Here is a 16,685-nt window from a genome sequence, read left to right as displayed (position 1 = left end):
CCCCGTAAGGAACTCCCATGAATGCACCCCTCGCAGGAAAGACCCTGCTCATGTCTGGCGGAAGCCGCGGCATCGGCCTCGCCATCGCCCTCAGGGCCGCCCGCGACGGCGCGAACATCGTGCTCCTCGCCAAGACGGACACCCCTGACCCGCGGCTCGAGGGAACGATCCACACGGCAGCGGATGCCATCCACCGGGCGGGTGGGCAGGCGCTCGCCGTCGTCGGCGACGTTCGCGACGACGAGTCGATCGCGATCGCGGTCTCGCAGGCCGTCTCGGCGTTCGGCGGCATCGACATCGTCGTCAACAACGCCAGCGTGATCAGCCTGGCGCGCACGCTCGAACTCGAGCCCAAGCGCTTCGACCTCATGCAGGACGTCAACATGCGCGGGACGTTCATGCTCTCGAGGGCGGCGATCCCGCACCTCAAGGAGGCCGACAACGCGCACATCCTCTCGCTCAGTCCGCCGATCAACCTCGACCCGAAATGGCTCGGCGCGCACACCGGATACACCCTCGCCAAGTACGGCATGTCGATGGCCACCCTCGGTTTCGCGGCCGAGTTCGCCCGCGACGGAATCGCCGCGAACACGCTCTGGCCGCGCACGACGATCAAGACCGCTGCTGTCGGCAACATCCTCGGCGGCGAAGCGCTGCTCGCGAAGAGCAGGACGCCGGAGATCTACGCGGATGCCGCATACGAGGTCCTGATCAAGCCGTCGCGTGAGTACACCGGCCAGTCCCTCATCGTCGAGGAGGTTCTGATCGCCGCAGGGGTGACCGACTTCGCGCAGTACTCGCCCGGTGTGGACGAGAAGGACCTGTTTCCGGACATCTTCCTGTAACGGCATCCGACGCGCATCAGTTCCGGACGACGGTATCCGGCTTGCGGGGAACCCTGGACCGGAACGGATGCTGTCGGCTGGGCGGCTGCAGAGTCGCTGATCAGCGGCTGAACTCAGATACGCTGCGGGGATGGGCAGACGCACGGCGGCACCGGCGATCGATACGCGTCCGCTGATCCTCCGCCTCGGCCTCATGGCGCTGGGTGCCGTCTTTCTCGTCGCGGGCGCCCTGACGACGCTCCTCGTGATCGGCGTGTTCATCTCCAACGGGTCGGCGAACTTCGAGCAGGTCGGTCATACCGACAATTCGGCCGGTGGCGCGATCCTCGGCATTGCGGTCGTATGCGCCATGGTCGCGTGGGCCGGCTGGGGCATCCTGCTGCACGGGCGCTACGTTCCGCGCAAGAAGTACCGGCTCGGGAAGCACTGGCGGGACGGCGGCGACGGTTCGGGTGGCGACGGATCGGGCGCCGGGTACTCCCGCGACGGCGACGGCGGTGGTGATGGCGGTGGTGACGGCGGTGGTGACGGCGGCGGTGGGGGCGGGGACTGACCAGCCACCTACTCACGCGTTCCGGACCTACTCACCCGGCGCACCTGGTGAGTAGGTCCGGAACAGGTGAGTGCGCCGGGCGATAGGCTCGAAGCGACGTGAGGGGAGCAGGTGTGGGCGAGCTGCTGACGAGCGTGTCCGACGGCGTCGGCCGCATTACACTGAACCGCCCTGAGGCGCTCAACGCGCTCAATCACGGCATGATCCTCGGCATCCGCGACGCCCTCGCCCTCTGGTTGGACGACGCGGAGGTGTCGCTCGTCGTGCTCGACGGAGCGGGCGACCGCGGGCTCAGCGCCGGAGGAGACATCCGGGCACTGCACGCCAACGCGGTCTCGGGCCGCAACGACCTGTCCCGACACTTCTGGCACGACGAGTACGCGCTCTGCGCCACCATCGACGAGTACCCCAAGCCGATCGTCTCGATCATGGACGGCATCACGATGGGCGGTGGTGTCGGCGTCTCGGCGCACGCCGGAATCCGCATCGTCACCGAGCGCAGCCGGGTGGCGATGCCCGAGACCCGGATCGGTTTCTCGCCGGATGTCGGCGGCACCTTCCTCCTCTCCCGCGCCCCAGGTGAGCTCGGCACGTATCTCGCGCTCAACGGTGCGACGATGACCGGGTCGGATGCCATCGCGTGCGGTTTCGCCGATTACTAAGTCCCGTCCGAGCGGCTTCCGCACCTCTACCAGGCACTCGGCGAACGGGCGGACCCCGGCTCGCCCGCCGAAGTGGTCCTGCTCTTCGACGAGACCCCTCCGCCGTCCGAGCTCGAGGCACAGCGGGTCTGGATCGACCGCTGCTACGCACCGGACACCGTCGCGGGGATCATCGAACTTCTCGGTGCCGAGTCCGAGCTGGCCGCCGGTCCGGCCGCCAACGAGCTCACCAGGCTGTCTCCCCTCGCGCTGACGATCGCGCTCGCCGTCGTGCGGCACGCACGGTCGCTCGGGTCCCTCCGCGACGCACTCGAGCAGGAGTACCGGGTGTCTGCCTGGCTGGCCGAACAGCCCGACCTCGCCGAAGGCATCCGTGCCCAGGTCATCGACAAGGACAGGAAACCGCGCTGGATGCCGTCGACGCTCGCAGCGGTCCCGTCCACAGTGGTCGAGGCAGCCTTGCATCACCACCCACCCCGACACTGACTCCGGTATACACAAGGCCGTCGTCGAGCCTGTTCCCTAAGGAATTATCTACTCTCTGTATACCGGTGGTCGCGAAGCCGCGTATGATGGGGCCGTGCGTGCAAGCGATCGGGCCTATGACGTCCTCAAGGATGACATCCTGTCGTGGCGACTCGCGCCCGGCACTGTGCTCGGAGAGACCGAACAGTCCGAGCGACTCGGCATCTCCCGAACGCCCCTGCGTGAAGCGATCACCCGCCTGGCCGCAGAGGGTCTCGTCGACACCCAGCGCGGACGGGCAGGCGTCGTCACCGACGTGTCTCCGGCGAACCTCACCGAACTGTTCGAGCTGCGCGAAGCACTCGAGACGCAGGCGGCGCGACTGGCTGCGCGCCGCAGAAGCACCCGGGTCTTCCAGGCGCTCCGCGACGACTTCCTCGCCGCCCCAGCCGTGCTCGAACGCGGCACTGCCGGCTACTACGAACTCGTGGCACGCCTCGACGCGGCCGTCGACGCCGCCATGGCCAACCCGTTCCTGCTCGCGTCCCTCTCCGGGTTGCGCAGCCACCTCGCCAGGGCCCGCCGACTGGCACAGGACAACCCTGCACGCCTCGCCGAGTCCGTCTCCGAGCACCTCCTGATCGTCCAGGCGATCCTCGACCGCGACGAAATGCTCGCCGCGCAGGCCACAGCGGTCCACCTGCGCAGGAGCCTCGCCAATCTTCTCGACTCCGCCGACTCGTTCGGCGCCTCAGACTCGTCCTCCACGAAGGGAAAACCATGAAGACCCACCACCTGCGGGTACACAAGAGCGAAGAGAACCTCGAGCGCCCCGGCCAGCTCGCCTGGGCCATCGCCGAGGTCGCCGCCGACCCGGTCGAGGTCACCGACGAGGTCACCGAAATGATCATCAACCGCGTGATCGACAACGCGGCCGTTGCAGCGGCATCCCTCACCCGCGCGCCCGTCGTCGCAGCGCGGTCGCAGGCGCTCGCGCATCCGTGCACCACGGGAGGTGACGGCGCCACCGTGTTCGGTGTGGATGCCGCCCGTCGCGTCAGCCCAGAGTGGGCGGCGTGGGCGAACGGCGTCGCCGTGCGTGAACTGGACTACCACGACACCTTCCTCGCCGCCGAGTACTCCCACCCTGGCGACAACATCCCGCCGATCGTCGCTGTGGCCCAGCACGTCGGTGCGACAGGCCGCGACCTCGTGCGCGGCATCGCTACCGGCTACGAGATCCAGGTCGACCTCGTCAAGGCGATCAGCCTGCACAAGCACAAGATCGATCACGTCGCCCATCTCGGCCCGTCGGCCGCTGCCGGTATCGGCACGCTGCTCGGTCTCGACGTCGAGACCATCTTCCAGGCGGTCGGCCAGGCACTGCACACCACGACAGCCACCCGGCAGTCCCGCAAGGGCCAGATCTCCACCTGGAAGGCGCACGCCCCCGCCTTCGCCGGCAAGATGGCCGTCGAAGCCGTGGACCGTGCCATGCGCGGCCAGACGTCACCCGAGCCGATCTATGAGGGCGAGGACGGCGTTCTCGCGTGGCTGCTCGACGGCCCTGACGCGTCATACGAGGTTCCTCTGCCGGAGGAGGGCGAGGCGAAGGTCGCGATCCTCGACAGTTACACGAAGGAGCACTCGGCCGAGTACCAGGCCCAGGCCTGGATCGATCTCGCCAGGAAGCTTCACAACGAACATCCGGAGATCCTCGAGCCCGGCTCGATCGACCACATCGTCATCCACACCTCGCACCACACGCACTACGTCATCGGGTCAGGCGCCAACGACCCGCAGAAGTACGACCCGACGGCGTCGCGCGAGACGCTCGACCACTCGATCCCGTACATCTTCACCGTCGCCCTGCAGGACGGCAGCTGGCACCACGTCGACTCGTATGCGCCCGCCCGCGCCGGCCGTGAAGACACCGTCGCGCTGTGGAACAGCGTCACCACGCAGGAGGACGAGGAGTGGACCCGCAGGTATCACTCGATCGACCCCGCCGAGAAGGCATTCGGCGGCCGCGTCGAGATCGTGCTGACCGACGGTTCGACGATCGTCGACGAGATCGCCGTCGCCGACGCGCATCCGCTCGGCGCCCGCCCGTTCGCCCGCGACGACTACATCGCGAAGTTCCGCACTCTCGCGGCGGACGTCCTCGAGCCGGAGGAGATCGAGCGGTTCCTCGACCTCGTCCAGCGTCTCCCCGAACTCACCGCCGACGAGGTCGGTGGACTCACCATCCATGCGGCCGCCGGGGTACTCTCCTCCGTCGAGTCGCCGAAGGGACTCTTCTGATGCTGTATTCGACGACAACGCCAGAGGACAAGCGGCGGATCTTCCGTGAGCGGCTCACCAGTGGTGAGCTCCTCCGCTTCCCCGGTGCCTTCAACCCCCTGTCGGCGCGGCTGATCGAGCAGAAGGGCTTCGACGGTGTCTACATCTCGGGTGCCGTGCTCAGTGCGGACCTCGGCTTGCCGGACATCGGCCTCACCACGCTCACCGAGGTGGCCGGGCGGGCGAAGCAGATCGCCCGCATGACCGAACTCCCCGCCCTGGTCGACGCAGACACGGGATTCGGCGAACCGATGAACGTCGCCCGCACGATCCAGGAGCTCGAGGATGCCGGTCTGGCCGGCATGCACATCGAGGACCAGGTCAACCCGAAGCGGTGCGGTCACCTCGACGGCAAGCAGGTCGTCGACGAAGCGACGGCGCTCAAACGGATCCGCGCTGCGGCCGACGCGCGCCGCGACGACAACTTCCTCATCATGGCGCGCACGGACATCCGTGCCGTCGACGGGCTCGATGCTGCCGTCGATCGTGCGAAAAAGCTCGTCGACGCCGGCGCGGACGCCATCTTCCCCGAGGCGATGCGCGACCTCAGCGAGTTCGAAGCGGTCCGCAAGGCCGTCGACGTGCCGATCCTCGCGAACATGACCGAGTTCGGCAAGAGCGAGCTGTTCACGAGTGCACAGCTCGCGGACGTCGGCATCAACATCGTGATCTGGCCGGTGTCACTGCTCCGCATCGCAATGGGCGCAGCCGGCCGCGCGCTCGACACGATCACCGACGAGGGGTCGCTGACCTCGAAGCTCGGCGAGATGCAGCACCGTGCAGACCTGTATGAACTCATCGACTATGAGGGCTACAACCACTTCGACACCTCGGTGTTCAACTTCACGGTGGCCAGGTAGCGCGAGACGCCAACGACATAGGCGGTCGCCCCGCCAGTCAATAGGGTAGAGACTCAGCGTCCGCCCTGAGCAAAGGAGCACGGAATGACAGAGACCGACATCAAGAAGGGCCTCGCAGGAGTCGTCGTCGACTACACGGCGGTCTCCAAGGTCAACCCGGAGACGAACTCCCTGCTCTACCGCGGGTACCCGGTCCAGGAGCTTGCAGCCCAGTGCAGCTTCGAACAGGTCGCGTATCTGCTCTGGCACGGTGAGCTCCCGACGGATGACGAACTCGCGGCCTTCGAAGATGTCGAGCGCGGACAGCGCGCCCTCGGCGACAACGTCAAGGCCGTCATCGACCTGATTCCAACGACGGCGCACCCGATGGACGTCATCCGCACCGCGGTCAGCGCGATCGGGGCATCCGACCCGGACGCCGAGCTCGCCACGGAGGAGTCCAGCCTGAACAAGGCTGCGCGCCTGTACGCCCAGCTCCCCGCCATCGTCGCCTATGACCAGCGGCGCCGCCACGGAGACGAGCTCGTCCCGCCGCGTGACGACCTCGGCTACTCAGAGAACTTCCTCTGGATGACCTTTGGCGAGGTCCCCGACCAGGTCGTCGTCGACGCGTTCAACGTGTCGATGATCCTGTACGCCGAGCACTCCTTCAACGCGTCGACGTTCACCGCCCGCGTGATCACCTCCACCCTCAGTGACCTGTACTCCGCTGTCGTCGGCGGGATCGGTGCGCTCAAGGGCGCCCTTCACGGCGGGGCGAACGAAGCCGTCATGCATACCTTCGACGAGATCGGCTCAGCCGACAAGGCCGAGGCGTGGCTCGAGGACGCGCTCGCCACCAAGCGCAAGATCATGGGCTTCGGACACCGCGTCTACAAGAACGGCGACTCGCGGGTGCCCACCATGAGGGCCGCTCTCGAAACGCTCGTCGAGCACTACGACCGCACGGACATCCTCGACCTCTACTCGACGCTCGAAGAGGCCATGGTGTCGCGCAAGAACATCAAGCCCAACCTCGACTACCCGTCCGGCCCGGCGTACAACCTCATGGGGTTCGACACGTTGACGTTCACCCCGCTCTTCGTGGCGTCGCGTGTCGTCGGCTGGACGGCGCACATCATGGAACAGGCGGCGTCGAACGCGCTCATCCGTCCGTTGTCCGAGTACAACGGGCCTGACGAACGTCACCTGCCCTCCTGACCGCACGAGAGCGGATGTTTGTCGGCTGGGTGCAGCACCGCGCCCGGCCGGGTCGTGACGGCTTGTCCGTCACCTACAGGTCGGATGCCTGTCGGCGGGTGAGCGCGTAGCATCCGGGAATGCACATGATCTTCCGCACCCTCCTGCTGTTCGCCCGTGCCAGGAGGGCCAGGCGCGGTGGCTCGGCTCTCGGCCACTACGACGTCGGCCGTCTGCAGATGCGTGTGCTCCCCACCGACCTCGACCTCAACAGGCACATGAACAACGGCGTGTTCCTCTCCGTGCTCGATCTCGGCCGGTTCGACCTGCTCATCCGCAACGGCATCTGGGACATCGTCCGGGAGCAGGGATGGTACCCCGTCGTCGTCTCGGAGACGATCACCTTCCGCAAGTCGCTCACGCTCTGGCAGAAGTTCGTGATCGAGACCCGGGTGTCCGGCTACGACGACAGGGCCGTGTTCGTCGACCAGCGCATCGTGGTCGACGGCGAGATCTTCGCGCAGGCGGTGATCCGCGCCCGGTTCCTCAGGAAGACCGGTGGGACCGTCGCCGTCGCTGAACTCATCGACGCCATCGGCACGGTGCCTCCCGAGCTCCGGATTCCGGACTGGCAGGTGCGGTGGGGCAAGGACGTCGCCCTGCCGTCGACGTCGGCAGCGGCGCCGAGCGAATGGCCGGATGCGGTTCCGGCCGGTTCGGATTCCTGACCGGTCGTCGACGACGGGTCAGACCGCGGCCGGTCCGTAGGCGAAGAGCCGGTCAGGGTCGTATTGCGCCCGTGTCTTCGCGAGACGTTCGAAAGTGTCCCCTGGCCACGCGCTGGCGAAGTGTTCGGAATCGGCGACGGTGCCGGCGAAGTTGATGTTCGTCTCCGGCGATACCCAGCGCGCCGCAGCAGCCAGGAACGCATCCGCTGCAACAGGCATCCGTTCGAACAGGGGCGGTGCGACGCCGATCATCGTCAGGGTGTGCGCGCTCTTCCTGCCGCCTGCCGCCGAGCCGCCCGAGACGTCCGTCGCTGTCGCGCCACCGAGGTGCCGCACCTCGACGCCGGCGAACGGCGCCCCTGCCTGCTGCCCGAAGTGGGCGAGGAGCTCGTCGATGAAGTCCTGGTCGATCGGCTTGAGAAGGAAACCGCGCGTCCACACCGGCCCGGGTTCGTCCGGGTCCCCGTGGATCGCGCCGACGGCGGATGCCGGGATCTCGGAGACCGTGTCGATGTAGACGGGCGCGGCCGCACGGAGGGGCGCGAGGATCCGCGCGCCCTCTGCCGGGTCGCCGACCCACGCGAAGCGGAGGCTGAGCAGGAACCGGCCGCGGAAGGGCTCGGGGATCTCCTCGATCGGTGGCATGTTCATCAGGGCCACGGATGTCGTGGCTGCGGCCGGCGCGCTCGGCAGCCAGTCCGTCCACGCCCGCAGCGCGGTCTCGGCGTGCGGGCCGTCGAAGAAGAGGCTCCCCGCGTACAGGGTGCGGATCGGGACGAGTTCGACCCGCATCTCGGTGACCACCCCGAGTCCGCCCTTGCCGCCGCGGAGAGCCCAGAACAGGTCGGGGTGCTCGTCGGCGTCCGCGGTGACGACAGACCCGTCGGCGAGCACCACGCGGAACCCGCGTACCCAGTCGGAAGTGAAACCGTGGCTGCGGGCAAGCGGCCCGAGACCTCCTCCGAGGGTGTAGCCAATGGCGCCGACGTGGGTGGATGACCCGGTGATCGGAGCGAGACCGTGTTCCGCGGCCGCGCGGATGACCGCCTCCCAGCGCACGCCTGCGCCGACGGTCGCGATGCGCGTGGTCGGATCGACCGTGACGTCGAGCATCCGTTTGGTGAGCAGCAGCAGACCGTCGGTCACCGGGACCTCGGCTCCGTGCCCGGTGGCCTGGATGCGCACCGCGAGCGCGTGCGTGGACGCGAATCGCACGGCCGCCCGCACATCTGCTTCGGAATGGGGGATCACCGCGAGGTCGGGCACGTGCAGGATCCGGGTGTTCTGGGCGGCCACCTCGGCCGCGAGAGCGGGGTCGTTCCGCTCGATGACGTCGCCGCTGATCGCGGCTCGGAATTCGCTGAGGTCGTGGTCGGAGAATGTCATGCGGCACACTTTACGCACGCCGTCGGGTCTGTGCCAGTGCTATCTGAGGAATCCTCATGAACGGGAATGTCGGGGGAGCTGACGTAGGGTGAACGGGATGGATGGACTCGTCGCACCCCGTATCGCGCCCGACGATGCGGTCGACCCAGGGGTGCTGGCGATCCGCATGCGGTACACACCGAGGCATCCGCTTCAGCTGCATCGCACGCTCACCCCGCTGGCCCGCGGAGGTGACGGTCCCTGCTTCAGGCGCACGGCCACCGGCGCGTGGATCACGATGCGCACCCCACACGGCCCAGCGACGCTGCGGCTCGACCAGGACGCCTCGGGCGTCGACGTGTTCGCCTGGGGTCCTGGTGCCGCGTGGGCCGCCGACGGTGTCCCCGAGCTTCTCGGCTCACGCGACGACTGGGACGACATCGACCTGTCGCGGAGCCCGCTGCTCACCGAGGTGCGTCGTCGCAACCCCGGGCTGAGACTCAGCCGCAACCGCCTCGTCTTCGAAATGCTCGTCCCGTCGATCCTCGAGCAGAAGGTCACGGCCGTCGAGGCGTGGGCGGCCTGGCGGTTGCTCGTCCGTCGCCATGGCGAAGCAGCCCCAGGGCCCGCCCCCGACGGAATGGTCGTCGCGCCCTCCGCCGAGAGCTGGCGCCGGATCCCGAGCTGGGAGTGGCACACCGCAGGCGTCGGGCCGCAGCGCTCGGAGACCGCCGTCCGTGCGTCGCGGGTGGCCGCAGCGCTCGAGCGCACCGTCACAGGAGCGGGTGGTGTCGTCGCCGAGGCGGCCGACGCATCCGTCAAGCTGCGCAGCCTGCCTGGCATCGGTGTGTGGACGGCCGCCGAAGTGACGAGCAGGGCGCACGGAGACCCGGACGCCGTGAGCGTCGGCGACTACCACCTCGCGTCGACCGTCGGGATGGCGCTCACCGGCTCACCGGTCGACGACGACGGGATGCTCGAGCTGCTGTCGCCGTGGGTCGGCCAGCGTCAGCGCGTGCTCCGGCTCATCCTCGCCAGCGGTATCCACAAACCCAGGCGGGGTCCGAAGATCACCATCCAGGACCACCGCAGGCACTGAGCCGCCCAGGCCCCGACGTGCCGGGCTACTCGCTTTCGAGCACGGCCATCGCCGCGTTGTGACCGCCGATGCCGCTGACGGCACCGCCGCGTCGTGCCCCAGAGCCGCAGAGCACCACGCGCGGGTGCGGCGTCGCCACGCCCCACCGTTCGGCCGGGGTGGATGCGGGGGCATCGTCCTCGAGGAACGGCCAGTCGAGGCCGCCGTGGAAGATGTTGCCGTTCGGCATGCCGACGGCCCGTTCGATGTCGAGTGTCGTCTTGGTCTCGATGCAGGCCTGCCCTGTGGCATCCGTCATGAGAACTCCTTCGATCGGCTCCGCGAGAACCGAGTTCAGTGAGGCGAGTACGGCGGCCTGCAGGGTGTCACGCATCTCCTCGTTGTTCTCGGGGGTGACGAGGCGTGAAGGGACGTGCAGCCCGAACACGGTGAGTGTGTGCGCGCCTGCGTCGCGCAGTGCGGGGGAGAGGATGGTCGGGTCGGCGAGCGAGTGGCAGTAGATCTCGCACGGCAGCGGGTTCGGGATGCCGCCGGCAGCGGCCGTGACGTACGCGTCGTCGAGCTGCGTCCAGGTCTCGTTGATGTGGAACGTCCCGCCGAACGCGGCCTCAGGGCTCACCGTCTCATCGCGGAGGCGCGGCAGCCGCTTCAGCAGCAGGTTCACCTTCACCTGGGCTCCCTCGCGGGCGTGGTTCGGGTTCGAGTCTGAGCCGATGCCGAACGGGCGGGCCTCGAAGACGCCGGCGGACGGTTCCCCTGCGGCGAGCTGCTCCCGGCCGTACGACACCTCTGTGCCCGCGACGAGGAGGCGGTCGAGGGTGGCAGGGGCCACGTTGGCGAGGATCCAGTCGGCCGTCACCTCGCGGTCGACGCCATCCGAGGAGAACCGCACAGTGCCGGCCGGGTCGACGGCGGTGACCTCCGCGCCCGTGACCAGGTCTGCGCCGGCACCGCGGGCGGCCCTGGCGAGTTCCGCCGATACGGCGCCCATGCCGCCGACAGGGACATCCCAGTCCCCCGTCCCGCCGCCGATGAGGTGGTAGAGGAAACAGATGTTCTGCTGCAGATCCGTGTCGTCCGCGCGGGCGAAGGTGCCGATGAGCGCGTCGGTGAGGAGCACGCCGCGCACGAGGTCGGTGTGCAGGTGCCTGATCACGTCGCCGATGGGCGTCTCGATCATGGCCTTCCACTCGCTCGCCCCTCCGGCATCCGTCACGAGGCGTTTCGCCTCCGATCGGGTCGGCAGCGGCTCGGTCATCGTCGGCCAGAGCACTTCGGTGAGCCGCCTGCAGTGCTCGTAGAACAACTCGAAGAGCTCGAACTCGTCAGCCGGGGCGCCGATCCGGTCGAAGGATGCCTCGGTGGCAGCGGCATCGTCATTGTCGATGAGCAGTCCGCGCGTCGGGTCGGCCGGGTCAGGCGTGTACGAGGAGTAACGCCTGCGCACGAGGGTGATGTCGAGTCCGAGGTCGTCGATGATCCGCTTCGGGAGGAGGCTGACGAGATACGAATAGCGCGACAGCCATGCTTCGACGCCCTCGAAGGCCTGCGCGGAGACGGCGGCGCCACCGACGGCATCCAGCCGTTCGAGCAGCAGCACCCGCTTGCCGGCCTTGCCGAGGTATGCGGCGGCGACGAGCCCGTTGTGGCCCCCACCGACGATGATCGCGTCGTACGTCTTCGTTGTCGTCATGCTGCGATTCTTCCACGCCGGGCACCGACCGCGAGTTGCTGACTTTGCAGGGGTGCGTCCACGGGCGGACCCCCACAAACCCAGCAACTCGCGGGGTCGGATCAGACCAGGAAGCCCGTCGCCCGCGCGAGCGCCCCGCGCACGGCGGTGACCGCAGGCCGCGCCGCACTCACCAGCCGGGCCGACGTGAAGACGGTCCGCGACGGGGTCCCTGGCAGGTCGGCGAGCCGCAGGCCGGGTTCGCGGCCCGCCCAGACGAGGTCGGGCAGCATCCCGACGGCGTTGCCTGACTCGATCAGGCGGATGTGCGCGATCAGGTCGGCCGTCTCGAACCGCACGTCGGGCTCGAACCCGGCGGCGCGGCAGAGTTGTGTCGCCCACAACCGGGCAACGGTGCCCTCCGGCTCCATCACGAACGGGAGCGTCGCGGCATCCGCGAGCGAACCTGCGGCGGATGCCGGTGGCAGGGCGAGCCTGAGCGCATCCGTCGCGAGGAATTCCCGATCGAGGTCGGGGAGGTGAGGCCGGGTGTGCCCCGGGTACTGCTCCGCGAGCACGAGGTCGAAGTCGCGGGCGGCGAGGTCGAAGAGACCCGCCTCCGGCTCGCGCTCGACGATCTCGACCCGCAGCTGTGGGTGCTCGACCCGCAGCAGCGACAGGGCCTCGGGGATCACCGCGTGCGCCGCCGACTGGAACACGGCCAGTCGCACCGTTCCCACCACCGCGTCGAGGGAGGTGGACAGTTCGGCCTCCGCCCGTTCCAGCCCGTCCAGCAGCTCAGCCGCCCGGTTCGCGAGCAGCTCGCCCTGCGGGGTCAGTTGCACCCGCCTGCCGCTCTTCTGCAGCAGTTTCACTCCGGCCTCGCGCTCCAGTTGTGCCAGTTGCTGGGAGACCGACGACGGGCTGAAGGCCAGCGCGGTGGCGACCTCGGCGAGCGTGCCGCGCAACTGGACCTCACGGAGCAGACGGAGCCGTCTCATGTCGAGCATGGCGCCAGCCTACTCGTCAGAAGAAGTGATGAATATCCATTAGAAAGATTCGCTTTTCTGAATCGAGGTGGGGGCGCACACTGAGACTGAGAGTTGCCGCCAGACCGAAGCGACTCACCGTCCACGACCTTCAGAGGGAATAGTCTCGTGATCATGCCTCACACCTCGGCCGGCGCCGATTTGAGCGCCAACCAGCTCGCAACGGATGCCGTCACCCTCGCCCGCAAGTGGGTGGACGAGAGCGCAGGTGCCCCCGTCGCCCCGGCAGCCCAGCGCCTCGCCGAAGTCCTCAAGGACCCGAACGGCCTGGACTTCACCGTCGGCTTCGTCGACGGTGTCATGCGACCTGAGGACCTTTTCGTCGCCGGATACAACCTGCAGCGTGTCGCGAAGCTCACCCCGGCGTTCCTGCCCTGGTACCTGCGTGCGGCGATCACCGCCGGTGGGATCCTCGGCCCTGTCATCCCATGGGTGGTCATTCCGGTCGCCCGTCGCGTCCTGCGGAACATGGTCGGTCACCTCGTCGTCGACGCCACCTCCGAGAAGCTCGGCCCGGCCATCGCCCACCTCAAGGAAGAGGGCTCCCGCCTCAACCTCAACCTGCTCGGTGAGGCCGTCCTCGGCGAACAGGAAGCGGCGAAGCGCCTCGCGGGAACCCGCGAACTGCTCGCCCGCGACGACGTGGACTACGTCTCCATCAAGGTCTCCGCCATCGCATCGCAGCTCTCGATGTGGTCTTTCGACGATGCCGTCGAGCGGGTCGTCGAACGCCTCACCCCCCTCTACGAGCTGGCCGCAAGCTCCGGCTCCGAGAAGTTCATCAACCTCGACATGGAGGAGTACCGCGACCTCGACCTCACCGTCGCCGTCTTCACACGGATCCTCGACCAGCCGCAGCTGAAGAACCTCGAGGCGGGCATCGTTCTGCAGGCCTACCTGCCTGACGCGCTCGCCGCGATGCAGACGTTGCAGGACTGGACCGCTGCGCGCGTGGCATCCGGTGGGGCCCCGATCAAGGTGCGGCTCGTCAAGGGAGCCAACCTCGCGATGGAAGGCGTCGACGCCGCCATCCATGACTGGGCCACGGCGCCGTACGACTCCAAACAGGACACCGACGCGAACTACAAACGCGTGCTGATGTGGGCACTCACCCCTGAGCGCGCGAAGAACGTGCGGGTCGGCGTCGCCGGTCACAACCTCTTCGACCTCGCGTTCGCGTGGCTCCTCGCTCAGTCCCGCGGCGTCACCGACGGGGTGGAGTTCGAGATGCTCCTCGGCATGGCCACCGGCCAGGCCGCGGCCGTCAAGCGTGACGTCGGCAACCTCCTGCTCTACACACCCGTCGTGAATCCGCGCGAATTCGACGTAGCCATCTCCTACCTGATCCGCCGTCTCGAAGAGAACGCGTCACAGGAGAACTTCATGTCCGCCGTGTTCGAGTTGCACGAGAACACCGCGTTGTTCGAGCGTGAGAAGCAGCGTTTCCTCGCCTCTGCCGCCCAGCTCGATGCCACGCCGCACGAGATTCCGTCGCCCCGCCGGACCCAGAACCGTGAGACGGAGTGGACCCTCGGCACGGCCGACGAGCTCGTCGCGCCGAAGCAGGCGGACTCCTTCACCAGGCCGGAGACCGAGGAACTCGGCATGACCCAGCAGGTGCTCGGGTTGTCGCGCGGCTCGAAGACGGAGTCGCCGTTCGACACCGTCCGAGTATTCGACACGACCACGCTCAACACCGTCCCAGCGACCGACCTCGGGGCACCCGGGTTCGTGAACACGAGGGACACCGACCCGGCCCTTCCGGCCAACCGTGCGTGGGCGGGCCGGATCCTCGCTCGCGTGCCAGGAAGCGAACTCGGCAACAGGACGATCACCGCCTGCACGGTCGAGGATGCTGAGACGCTCGAGTTCATCGTCGAGGGCGTCCGAGCCCGCGGCGCAGCGTGGGGCGCGCTGCCCGCAGCCGACCGCGCTGCAGTGCTCGACCGGGCGGGGCTCGCCCTCGCTGCCAACAGGGACCGCCTGATCGAGGTGATGGCATCCGAAACCGGCAAGACCATCGCCGAAGCCGACCCCGAGGTCAGCGAGGCGATCGACTTCGCCCACTACTACGCCGCCAAGGCCCGTGAACTCGACGCCGTCCGCGGTGCGCGGTTCGTGCCATCGCAGCTGACCGTCGTCACGCCGCCGTGGAACTTCCCTGTCGCGATCCCGGCAGGCGGGGTGCTCGCAGCGCTCGCCGCAGGGTCTGGCGTCATCATCAAACCGGCCCACCAGGCCCGCCGCTCCGCCGCCGTTATGGTGGAGGCGCTCTGGGAGGCAGGCATCCCGCAGGAGCTGCTCACCCTTGTCTCCCTCGACGAGCGCGAACTCGGGCAGAAGCTCGTCTCGCACCCCGCCGTCGACCGGGTCATCCTCACCGGGGCCTGGGAGACCGCGAAACTGTTCCGCTCCTGGCGCCCTGAGTTGCCCCTGCTCGCGGAGACCAGCGGCAAGAACGCCATCATCGTCACCCCGAGCGCCGACCTCGACCTGGCCGCAGCCGACGTCGTGAAGAGCGCCTTCGGCCACGCCGGCCAGAAGTGCTCTGCTGCCAGCCTCGTCATCCTCGTCGGTTCCGTCGCCAGGAGCGAGCGGTTCCTCCGCCAGCTCGTCGACGCAGCCACGTCGCTTCGCGTCGGCTACCCCGACGACGCGACGAGCCAGATGGGTCCGATCATCGAACCGGCCGACGGCAAACTGCTGCACGCCCTCACCGAACTCGGTGTCGGCGAGAAGTGGCTCGTCGAGCCACGCAAGCTCGACGACACCGGCCGGCTGTGGTCCCCTGGGATCCGGGCGGATGTCGCCCCCGGCTCCTACTTCCACCTCACCGAATTCTTCGGTCCGGTCCTCGGCGTCATGCACGCGGCGACCCTGACCGAGGCGATCCGGCTGACGAACGCCATCGACTACGGACTGACGTCCGGCCTGCACACCCAGGACCAGGACGACCTGGCCGAGTGGCTCGACACCGTCGAAGCAGGCAACCTCTACGTCAACCGCGGCATCACAGGGGCGATCGTCCAGCGTCAGCCGTTCGGCGGCTGGAAGCGGTCAGCGGTCGGCGCAGGTGCCAAGGCGGGTGGCCCGAACTACCTGCTCACGCTCGGCTCGTGGCTGCCGGACACCGGTTCGAGCAGCAAGACGCTGCATCTCCGTGGGCTCGACGCCCGGGTCACCCAGCTGATCGAAGCCGCCCAGCCGTCGCTCGGCTACGAGGAGTTCGACCTCCTGCGTCGCTCCGCGCTGTCGGATGCCATCGCCTGGGGCAACGAATACGGCGAGACGAAGGACGCATCGGGTATCGCGGTCGAGCGGAATCTGTTCCGGTACCGCCCGGTTCCCGTCGCCGTCCGCGCCACAGTCGATGCCGACCTCGGTGAGGTGCTGCGGGTCGTGCTCTCCGCCGTTCGTTCCCGTTCGGCGTTCACCCTGAGCGTGGCATCCGGGCTTCCGACCGCCATCCGCGGAGTGCTCGGCGACCTCGGTGTGTCGGTGTCCGTCGAGAGCGACGACGAGTGGGTGACCAGGACAGCGTCCAGCGATGTTCCCCGGGTCCGCCTGATCGGTGCCGACGCATCCCGTTCCTCCCTGCACCGGCAGCTCGCGGTCGCTGCGGACGGCAACCCCGACCTCGCGATCTACTCGGGTGCGGTCACCCAGGCCGGACGGATCGAGCTGCTGCCGTTCCTTCACGAGCAGGCGATCTCGATCACCGCGCATCGGTTCGGCAACCTCGACCCGTGGAGTGAGGGAGTCATCTAGGTCGCGACCGTCGGACCGGACCTATACTTTCCCCGGAACGGTTCGAACCATCGCCAATGGAGGTGCGCGGTCATCTCCTCTCATTTCCCGGGTTCTC

12 protein-coding genes and 1 pseudogene are annotated in these 16,685 nt (G+C 68.2%); 10 read left to right on the top strand and 3 right to left on the bottom strand.

Translation table 11 applies throughout. The features are described from left to right. The first annotated feature begins 17 nt into the window (after positions 1 to 17). The 8 genes and pseudogenes from AC1M0F_RS11385 (at position 18) to AC1M0F_RS11350 (ending at position 7,635) form a co-directional block, all read left to right on the top strand. Complete coding sequence (locus AC1M0F_RS11385) at positions 18 to 845, top strand: SDR family oxidoreductase (RefSeq protein WP_480238337.1); 828 nt, start codon at positions 18 to 20, stop codon at positions 843 to 845. A gap of 130 nt (positions 846 to 975) precedes the next feature. Next, positions 976 to 1,398, top strand: coding sequence for a hypothetical protein (locus AC1M0F_RS11380; RefSeq protein ID WP_480238336.1), 423 nt, complete (start codon positions 976 to 978; stop codon positions 1,396 to 1,398). 98 nt (positions 1,399 to 1,496) lie between these two features. After that, positions 1,497 to 2,546 (top strand): annotated as a pseudogene (locus AC1M0F_RS11375) (enoyl-CoA hydratase/isomerase family protein). A gap of 94 nt (positions 2,547 to 2,640) precedes the next feature. Then, a complete protein-coding gene (locus AC1M0F_RS11370) occupies positions 2,641 to 3,309 on the top strand; it encodes a GntR family transcriptional regulator (protein ID WP_480238335.1) in 669 nt (222 codons plus the stop codon). Next, positions 3,306 to 4,829 carry an MmgE/PrpD family protein gene (locus AC1M0F_RS11365; RefSeq protein WP_480238334.1) on the top strand — a complete coding sequence of 508 codons (1,524 nt, stop codon included), beginning with the start codon at positions 3,306 to 3,308 and terminating at the stop codon, positions 4,827 to 4,829. The genes AC1M0F_RS11370 and AC1M0F_RS11365 overlap by 4 nt, the downstream gene beginning before the upstream one ends. Next, a complete protein-coding gene (gene prpB / locus AC1M0F_RS11360) occupies positions 4,829 to 5,728 on the top strand; it encodes a methylisocitrate lyase (protein ID WP_480238333.1) in 900 nt (299 codons plus the stop codon). Before AC1M0F_RS11365 ends, prpB begins: the two co-directional genes overlap by 1 nt. An 84-nt stretch (positions 5,729 to 5,812) precedes the next feature. After that, positions 5,813 to 6,928, top strand: coding sequence for a bifunctional 2-methylcitrate synthase/citrate synthase (locus tag AC1M0F_RS11355; RefSeq protein WP_480238332.1), 1,116 nt, complete (start codon positions 5,813 to 5,815; stop codon positions 6,926 to 6,928). A gap of 119 nt (positions 6,929 to 7,047) precedes the next feature. Beyond that, positions 7,048 to 7,635: an acyl-CoA thioesterase gene (locus tag AC1M0F_RS11350; protein ID WP_480238331.1), complete on the top strand. Its 588-nt coding sequence runs from the start codon at positions 7,048 to 7,050 to the stop codon at positions 7,633 to 7,635. A gap of 18 nt (positions 7,636 to 7,653) precedes the next feature. On the opposite strand, the gene AC1M0F_RS11345 is transcribed toward AC1M0F_RS11350, so the two are convergent. Further along, positions 7,654 to 9,021, bottom strand: coding sequence for an FAD-binding oxidoreductase (locus tag AC1M0F_RS11345; protein ID WP_480238330.1), 1,368 nt, complete (start codon positions 9,019 to 9,021; stop codon positions 7,654 to 7,656). Positions 9,022 to 9,118: 97 nt separating this feature from the next. On the opposite strand from AC1M0F_RS11345, the gene AC1M0F_RS11340 reads away from it, so the two are divergent. Next, on the top strand, positions 9,119 to 10,099 hold the full coding sequence (locus tag AC1M0F_RS11340) for a DNA-3-methyladenine glycosylase family protein (protein WP_480238329.1): 981 nt from the start codon (positions 9,119 to 9,121) through the stop codon (positions 10,097 to 10,099). Positions 10,100 to 10,124: 25 nt separating this feature from the next. On the opposite strand, the gene AC1M0F_RS11335 is transcribed toward AC1M0F_RS11340, so the two are convergent. Both AC1M0F_RS11335 and AC1M0F_RS11330 read right to left on the bottom strand, forming a co-directional pair. Next, a complete protein-coding gene (locus tag AC1M0F_RS11335) occupies positions 10,125 to 11,792 on the bottom strand; it encodes a phytoene desaturase family protein (RefSeq protein WP_480238328.1) in 1,668 nt (555 codons plus the stop codon). 101 nt (positions 11,793 to 11,893) lie between these two features. Then, positions 11,894 to 12,781, bottom strand: coding sequence for a LysR substrate-binding domain-containing protein (locus AC1M0F_RS11330; protein ID WP_480238327.1), 888 nt, complete (start codon positions 12,779 to 12,781; stop codon positions 11,894 to 11,896). A gap of 153 nt (positions 12,782 to 12,934) precedes the next feature. Between AC1M0F_RS11330 and AC1M0F_RS11325 the strand changes: the two genes are divergently transcribed. Next, positions 12,935 to 16,588 (top strand): proline dehydrogenase family protein, encoded by a 3,654-nt coding sequence (locus tag AC1M0F_RS11325; protein WP_480238326.1) that lies wholly within the window; start codon positions 12,935 to 12,937, stop codon positions 16,586 to 16,588. Positions 16,589 to 16,685: the final 97 nt, after the last annotated feature.

It is taken from the genome of Mycetocola sp. Y719 (assembly GCF_056713205.1).
This window is presented reverse-complemented; position numbering and strand designations above follow the sequence as displayed.